The 6698-nt window shown below is 59.8% G+C and carries 4 protein-coding genes; 2 read left to right on the top strand and 2 right to left on the bottom strand.

Annotated features, from left to right (window positions below):
• Positions 1–116: 116 nt before the first annotated feature.
• Together Q0C28_RS04180 and pepN are read right to left on the bottom strand one after the other, a co-directional pair.
• Positions 117–413, bottom strand: a complete 297-nt coding sequence (locus Q0C28_RS04180; RefSeq protein WP_293573396.1) for a hypothetical protein — start codon at positions 411–413, stop codon at positions 117–119.
• A gap of 362 nt (positions 414–775) precedes the next feature.
• Positions 776–3340 carry an aminopeptidase N gene (gene pepN, locus Q0C28_RS04175; RefSeq protein WP_293573395.1) on the bottom strand — a complete coding sequence of 855 codons (2565 nt, stop codon included), beginning with the start codon at positions 3338–3340 and terminating at the stop codon, positions 776–778.
• Positions 3341–3731: 391 nt separating this feature from the next.
• Between pepN and Q0C28_RS04170 the strand changes: the two genes are divergently transcribed.
• Both Q0C28_RS04170 and Q0C28_RS04165 read left to right on the top strand, forming a co-directional pair.
• Positions 3732–5864, top strand: coding sequence for a malate synthase G (locus Q0C28_RS04170; protein WP_293573394.1), 2133 nt, complete (start codon positions 3732–3734; stop codon positions 5862–5864).
• A 91-nt stretch (positions 5865–5955) separates the two neighbouring features.
• A complete protein-coding gene (locus Q0C28_RS04165; RefSeq protein WP_293573393.1) occupies positions 5956–6381 on the top strand; it encodes a heme-binding protein in 426 nt (141 codons plus the stop codon).
• Positions 6382–6698 lie beyond the last annotated feature (317 nt).

Below are 6698 nucleotides of genomic sequence, written 5' to 3'. Positions count from 1 at the left end.
TTCGACGCGTGCGAACGCAGCAGCCCAAATCTCCAGTCGCCTACGGCTCGTTCCGATTTGGGCTGCTGCGGTACTAACTGAAGCGGACAATTGGCATGTTACCTACACCGGACAATTCAGAATGTTCTCGACAGGCTCAGTTTGTGCTCTACCGCATTGACCACATCACTGCGCGCCCCGAGGGCGAGGAGTTCGGCAATCGGCGCGCCATGTGGCGTGTTGCGGCGGGCCGTGTCTGCGGCACGGATCTGCTGTGATAGCTCTTCCCAATTGTCCTGACGGGCGAGGAACTGCCCTTTGTCCTGCCAGGGCGCATGATCGGCGTCTGTTTCGCTTTGGCTGCAGACAGGGATGACCAGCTGGGCTGCACGGTCGGTAGGCGTCGCAGGGGGGGGGTGGTTCTGCGCCTGCAAACGCCCCTTTGTCTGCAGGTCTGCCTGCGCGTGATTTGCCGCCCTCTATCGCAGTGCCAGGCAGGGCCGAGGATAGGGTGGAAACGGCAGAACGCAGCAGATTGCGCGCGGGTGAAAGACGTTTGAGCATGAAGTGTCCCACAGGGCTGGCAGCAGTTTGTTGTTGGTCACAGGGTGCTCAAGATTTGGGGCGCAATCATGGCGTGGACGGGGCCAATGCGTCATGTATTAAGATTTTCCCAAGGCATTTGCCGCCCAGATTTATGGCCTTGGAAACAAAATCACCCGCCCGGTTCAGACTGTTGCCAAATCGGACGCTGAACAGGGCGGGTGAAGTCTTGCGTGTTATCTTTGGGCGGTGATTAGCCCGCCAGGATGCGGCTGACCATTTCGTTGGTGTCGCGGCTCAGACCCTCGGTGGCCAGAATGCGCTCGAGCGCCTCTTTGATCTGCGCCTGTCGATCCGCGTCATAGCGGGGCCAGGTCTGGAATGCCGCACACATGCGCGCAGTGGTTTGCGGATTGAGCGGATCCAGCGCGATCAAATGTTCGGCGAGCAGGCGATAGCCCGCACCGCTGGCGTGGTGGAACCCGGCGTGATGACCGGCAAGCGCGCCAAAGACTGCGCGGAACCGGTTTGGGTTCTTGCTGTCAAACAGCGCATGGCCGGTGAGATCCGCGGCGGTTTGTGCGGCGGTCTCTGGACGGGCGCAGCCAATCTGCAATGCGAACCATTTGTCCATCACCAGCCGGTCATCGCGCCATTGCTCGAAGAAGTGCTGGCTTTGCGCCTCGCCTTTTTCTGCGCGCATCAATGCCGCAAGGGCAGTGTACTGCTGGGTCATGTTGTCCGCCGCGTCATACTGGCGGGCTGCCTGTTCGCCACCATCCAAACGGGTGAGCAGGGCCAGGATACGTCCGTTCAATGCCCGCAGGCCCGCGCCATGGGCATCCGGGCGGTAGGGGCCATCGACGGTGCTGGCTGCATAGAGCCGGGGCAGGCTGGTCGACAATTGCTGCGCCAACGTTTGGGCAAATGTCTCCGCTGCATCGTGGATCCGCTGCGGGTCCGGGGTGTGGCCCCGATCATGCAGGGTCTGGGCAATATCTGCCTGGCTGGGCGGCGAAAGCACCAGCGCGCGGAAGGCAGGATCCAGTGTTTCATCGCGCACCAGTGTTTCCAGAGCGTCGAGATAGGCGCCGTCCGGGGCGCTGCCGTCAAGCACCATGGCCACGCGCGTTTCTTTCGCCAGGGCATTGCCAGCCTCCCACCGATTGAAGGGGTCGGTGTCATGGGCCAGCAGGAACGCGCGCTCTGCGTCTGTGGTCTCACGTTGCAGGATCACTGGCGCGGAGAACTCGCGCAGGATGGAGGGCACGGGCCGCGCCTGTAGCCCTTCAAAAGTAAAGCTTTGCCGCGCCTCGGTGAGCTCCAGCACCTGTGTCGGGTGGGTTTCCTTGCCCTCAGCAGACAAAAGACCAACAGCAACAGGGATCACACGGGGCGCTTTGTCGGGTTGGCCTGGGGTTGCAGGCGTCTCCTGGCTCAACGTCAGCGTATAAGTGCCCTCATCAAAGGTCTCCTCGACCTTCACCCGGGGCGTGCCTGCCTGACTGTACCAGAGTTTGAATTGCTGCAGATCGCGGCCGGTCGCATCCTCGAACACCTGCAACCAGTCCTCGATGGTGCAGGCCTGCCCATCATGGCGGTCAAAATACAGCTTCAGCGCCTTGTAGTAGTCGTCGCGACCCAAGAGGCGATACAGCATGCCGATCACTTCAGCGCCTTTTTCGTAGACGGTCGCAGTATAGAAGTTGTTGATCTCCTGGAACTCTTCGGGTCGAGGCGGATGCGCGAGGGGGCCGTTGTCCTCCATGAACTGGCGGGCGCGCAGGGCGATGACATCCTCGATGCGCTTCACCGGTTCCGAGCGCATATCGGCAGTGAATTGCGCGTCGCGGAACACGGTCAGCCCCTCTTTGAGGCACAGCTGGAACCAGTCGCGGCAGGTGATCCGGTTGCCGGTCCAGTTGTGAAAATATTCATGCGCGATGATGGCTTCGATGCGTTCAAAATTGGCATCGGTTGAGGTCTCGGGAGAGGCCAGCACACAAGAGGAGTTGAAGATATTCAGGCCCTTGTTTTCCATCGCACCCATGTTGAAATCATCAACCGCAACGATGTTGAACAGATCAAGATCGTATTCGAGCCCATAGACGTCTTCGTCCCACTTCATGGATTTCTTGAGGGCTTCCATGCCAAAGGCGCATTTGGTCTCGTCACCTGGGCGCACCCAGATGTTCAGCTCCACGTCGCGCCCTGATTTGGTGGTGAACAAACCGGGATGATTGACGAGATCACCGGCGACAAGGGCAAACAGATAGGCCGGTTTGGGCCAGGGGTCATGCCATTCGGCCCAGCCGGGGCCAGAGCCGGTGGGGTTGCCATTGGACAAGAGAACAGGGTCGTCGCCTTCGATCCGCACGGTGAAGACCGACATCACGTCCGGTCGGTCAGGGTAGAAGGTGATCTTGCGAAAGCCCTCGGCCTCGCATTGGGTGCAATACATGCCGTTAGACATATAAAGCCCCTCGAGCGCGGTGTTGGCGGCGGGATCAATCTCCACCTCCGCTTCCCAAGTGAAGGCCTGATCGGGGACGCTGCATTCCAGACCGCCCTTCACCATTGTCGGCGTGACTGGAGTGCCGTCAATGGCCGCAGACAGCAGCGTCAGCTGTTCGCCATGCAGGAAAAACCGGCGGTCCTGTGCGTCGGGTTTGGGGATAAACCGGATCGTGCTGCGCACCCGCGTGGCGCTGGGCGCAAGATGAAAGCTCAGCTCGACCTTTTCGACATCAAAACCAAAGGGGGTGTAGTCCTTGAGATAAACCGTCTCGGACTGGCCGACCTGAGATGCATCGTTCATTTTTTTTCCTGTCTGATGGAACCTGAGGGCAGGTTCATGCGTCTAGTTTACAGATAAAATAGCAGTGCCGACCCTGCCGTGCCAGCAGACTGATACTGGCGTATCCGGGATTTTCTTTTGTTTCCCTCCTTTTTCCCGGCCTCTGCGGGCTGCAGACATTGGTCAATAAACTGCACACTCCCCAACTGGACCCGGTGACGACAGCGCTGGGTTTTTTTCTGTTCGTCTTTCTGGGGTCTAGCGCCAAGAGCTGAGCAATTGGTCAACATCTATCGCACAAATTTGAAACTGCTTCGGGATGATTGGTAAACTAATTTTACCAACGCCGTTGCCGATAGGAAACATTTGGTGTATCCGGAAACTCGAACGCGCAAGAGAGGAGGGCTGTCCCATGAGCGGGATGCAGGAACGTCATGACATGAAGGTTGCCGAAACGCTTGTTTCCTTTGTGGAGGAGAGGGCGCTGCCGGGCACAGGTGTCACCGCAGATGCATTTTGGGCTGGGCTGTCTGGCCTCGTCAACGGTATGGGGCCGGAAAACCGGGCTCTGCTGCAAAAACGGGCAGATATTCAGGCGCAGATCGATGACTGGCACAAGGCCAACCGGGGCGCTGCGCATGATGCTGAGGCCTATGATGCCTTCCTGCGCGAGATCGGCTATCTGCTGCCCGAAGGCGCGGATTTCGAGATCGAGACCCAGAATGTCGATGCGGAGATCGCGGCAGTGCCTGGTCCGCAGCTGGTTGTGCCCATCACCAATGCACGGTTCGCGCTGAACGCGGCCAACGCCCGTTGGGGCAGCCTGTATGACGCGCTTTATGGCACGGACGCCATGGGTGATCTGCCTGCCGGCAAAGGCTATGACAAGGCGCGCGGCGACCGTGTGATCGCCTGGGGGCGGACATTCCTGGATCAATCGACCCCTCTGGCTGAGGGATCCTGGGCGCAATGTGCTGGTTTGTCCGTTGTTGACGGCGCCTTGGTGCCCGCACTGAAAGACGCCACGCAATTCGCAGGCTATGAGGGTGATGCCGCGTCACCGTCCAAAATCCTGCTGAAGAAAAACGGCCTGCATGTGATCCTGGTGATCGATGCTGCTGGCAACATCGGTCAAGGCGATCAGGCCCACATCAACGACATCATTCTGGAATCCGCGCTGTCCACAATCATGGATTGCGAAGATTCCGTGGCGTGTGTGGATGGTGAGGACAAGGTCACCGCCTATTCCAACTGGCTGGGCCTGATGAAACGCGATCTGGCGGAAGAGGTCACCAAAGGCGGCAAGACTTTCACCCGCGTGTTGAACGATGATCTCAGCTACACCACACCGGCAGGTGAAGCCCGCACGTTGAAGGGGCGTTCGCTGCTTCTGGTGCGCAATGTGGGCCATCTGATGACCAATCCCGCCGTGCTCGACAGCGCGGGTCAGGAGGCCGGAGAGGGGTTCCTGGATGCGATGATCACTGTGCTCTGCGCGATGCATGATTTGCAGGCTGAGGGTGGCAATTCGGTCCATGGTTCGGTCTATGTGGTGAAGCCCAAAATGCATGGTCCCGAAGAAGTGGCCTTCACTGACCGGATTTTTGACCATGTCGAAGACGCTTTGGGCCTGCCGCGTCACACGGTCAAGATCGGGATCATGGATGAGGAGCGGCGCACCTCTGCCAACCTGAAGGAATGCATCCGGGCAGCGAAATCGCGTGTCGCCTTTATCAACACCGGTTTCCTGGATCGCACAGGCGATGAAATCCACACCTCGATGGAGGCGGGACCGATGCTGCGCAAGGGGGAGATGAAGGCGACGCCTTGGATTGCCTCCTATGAAGATCGCAACGTCGACATTGGTCTGGCCTGCGGTCTGAAAGGCCGGGCGCAGATCGGCAAAGGCATGTGGGCCATGCCTGACCGTATGGGTGAAATGCTGGATGCGAAGATCGGTCATCCGAAATCCGGCGCAACCTGTGCCTGGGTGCCATCACCCACCGCCGCGACGCTGCATGCAACGCATTATCATCAGGTTGATGTTCACGCTGTGCAGGATGCGCTGCGGGCAAATGGGCCACGCGGCAGCTTGGCGGATCTGATGACCATTCCGGTGATGCAGGGTGAAAACCTGTCCGATGCCGAAATCACCGAGGAGTTGGAAAACAACGCGCAGGGCATCCTGGGCTATGTGGTGCGTTGGGTTGATCAGGGCGTTGGCTGCTCCAAAGTGCCTGATATCCACAATGTCGGTCTGATGGAGGATCGCGCGACCTGCCGGATTTCCTCGCAGGCTCTGGCCAATTGGATGCACCACGGGGTGGTCAGCCAGGATCAGGTGATGGCTGCGATGCAGAAAATGGCCGCAGTCGTCGATGGGCAGAACGCTGGTGATCCCGAATATAGCCCGATGGCGCCAGGCTTTGACGGCGTGGCGTTCCAAGCGGCTTGCGATCTGGTGTTCCGCGGTCGTGTGCAGCCCTCTGGCTACACCGAACCGGTGCTGCATGCCCGTCGGCTGGAGCGCAAAGCGCAGGGCTGAACGCCGCCGCGCGCGGACCAATATGACCAAAGAGCCCGGGCGCAAATCGCGCCTGCGGTTCACCTCAGGACATCAAACGGGGGGACCCAATATGAGCATTTCACTGGATCAGGCCAAAACCATCATCGAGGCCACCCGCGCCAAGGGCCGGGACATGGATCTGAAACCTTTGTCTGTCGTGGTGCTGGATGCAGGCGGCCATGTGCTTGCTTTTGAACGCGAAGACGGCGCCGCACCGGGCCGTTTTGCCATCGCGCAGGGCAAGGCCTACGGCGCGGTCATGCTCGGCATGGCCGGATCGGCGCAGATGGCGCGGGCAGAGCAGCAGGCCTATTTCATGGCGGCCGTGAACGGTGTCTACGGCGGCCAAGTGGTGCCGGTGCCGGGCGGCGTGCTGGTGCGCGACGAGGCAAACCGTGTGATCGGTGCCGTAGGTGTGACGGGTGACACGTCGGACAATGACGCCGAAGCCGCACTGGCCGGGCTCGCGGCCGCAGGGCTGACTGGCGAAGCATAATCAGGTGCGGCGCTGCCCTGTTTGGCGCGTCATGTAGGATTTATCCGGGCAGGGCGCATCCAGGCAGGGCACGTGCAGGCAGGCTACAAGCGTTCAAAGGCGGTCCATCGGGCTGCCTTTTTCCATATCTTTTATCGCATCTGTGCAGATACTAACACTCGGTTGCGCCTGTCTTGGCATGTCGAGAACATTCTGAATTGTCCGGTGTAGGTAACATGCCAATTGTCCGCTTCAGTTAGTACCGCAGCAGCCCAAATCGGAACGAGCCGTAGGCGACTGGAGATTTGGGCTGCTGCGTTCGCACGCGTCGAAGCGGG

The organism is Phaeobacter sp., from assembly GCF_022825805.1.
In the GTDB taxonomy this organism is placed as follows: Bacteria; Pseudomonadota; Alphaproteobacteria; order Rhodobacterales; family Rhodobacteraceae; genus Phaeobacter.
Note: the sequence above shows the minus strand (reverse complement) of the source record. Positions and strands in the feature narration are given on the sequence as shown.

Bases quoted from the DNA above. Each gene is read 5' to 3' on its own strand.
- Q0C28_RS04170 (WP_293573394.1), top strand. From the start codon at position 3,732: ATGAGCGGGATGCAGGAACGTCATGACATGAAGGTTGCCGAAACGCTT.
- Q0C28_RS04165 (WP_293573393.1), top strand. From the start codon at position 5,956: ATGAGCATTTCACTGGATCAGGCCAAAACCATCATCGAGGCCACCCGC.
- pepN (WP_293573395.1), bottom strand. From the start codon at position 3,340: ATGAACGATGCATCTCAGGTCGGCCAGTCCGAGACGGTTTATCTCAAG.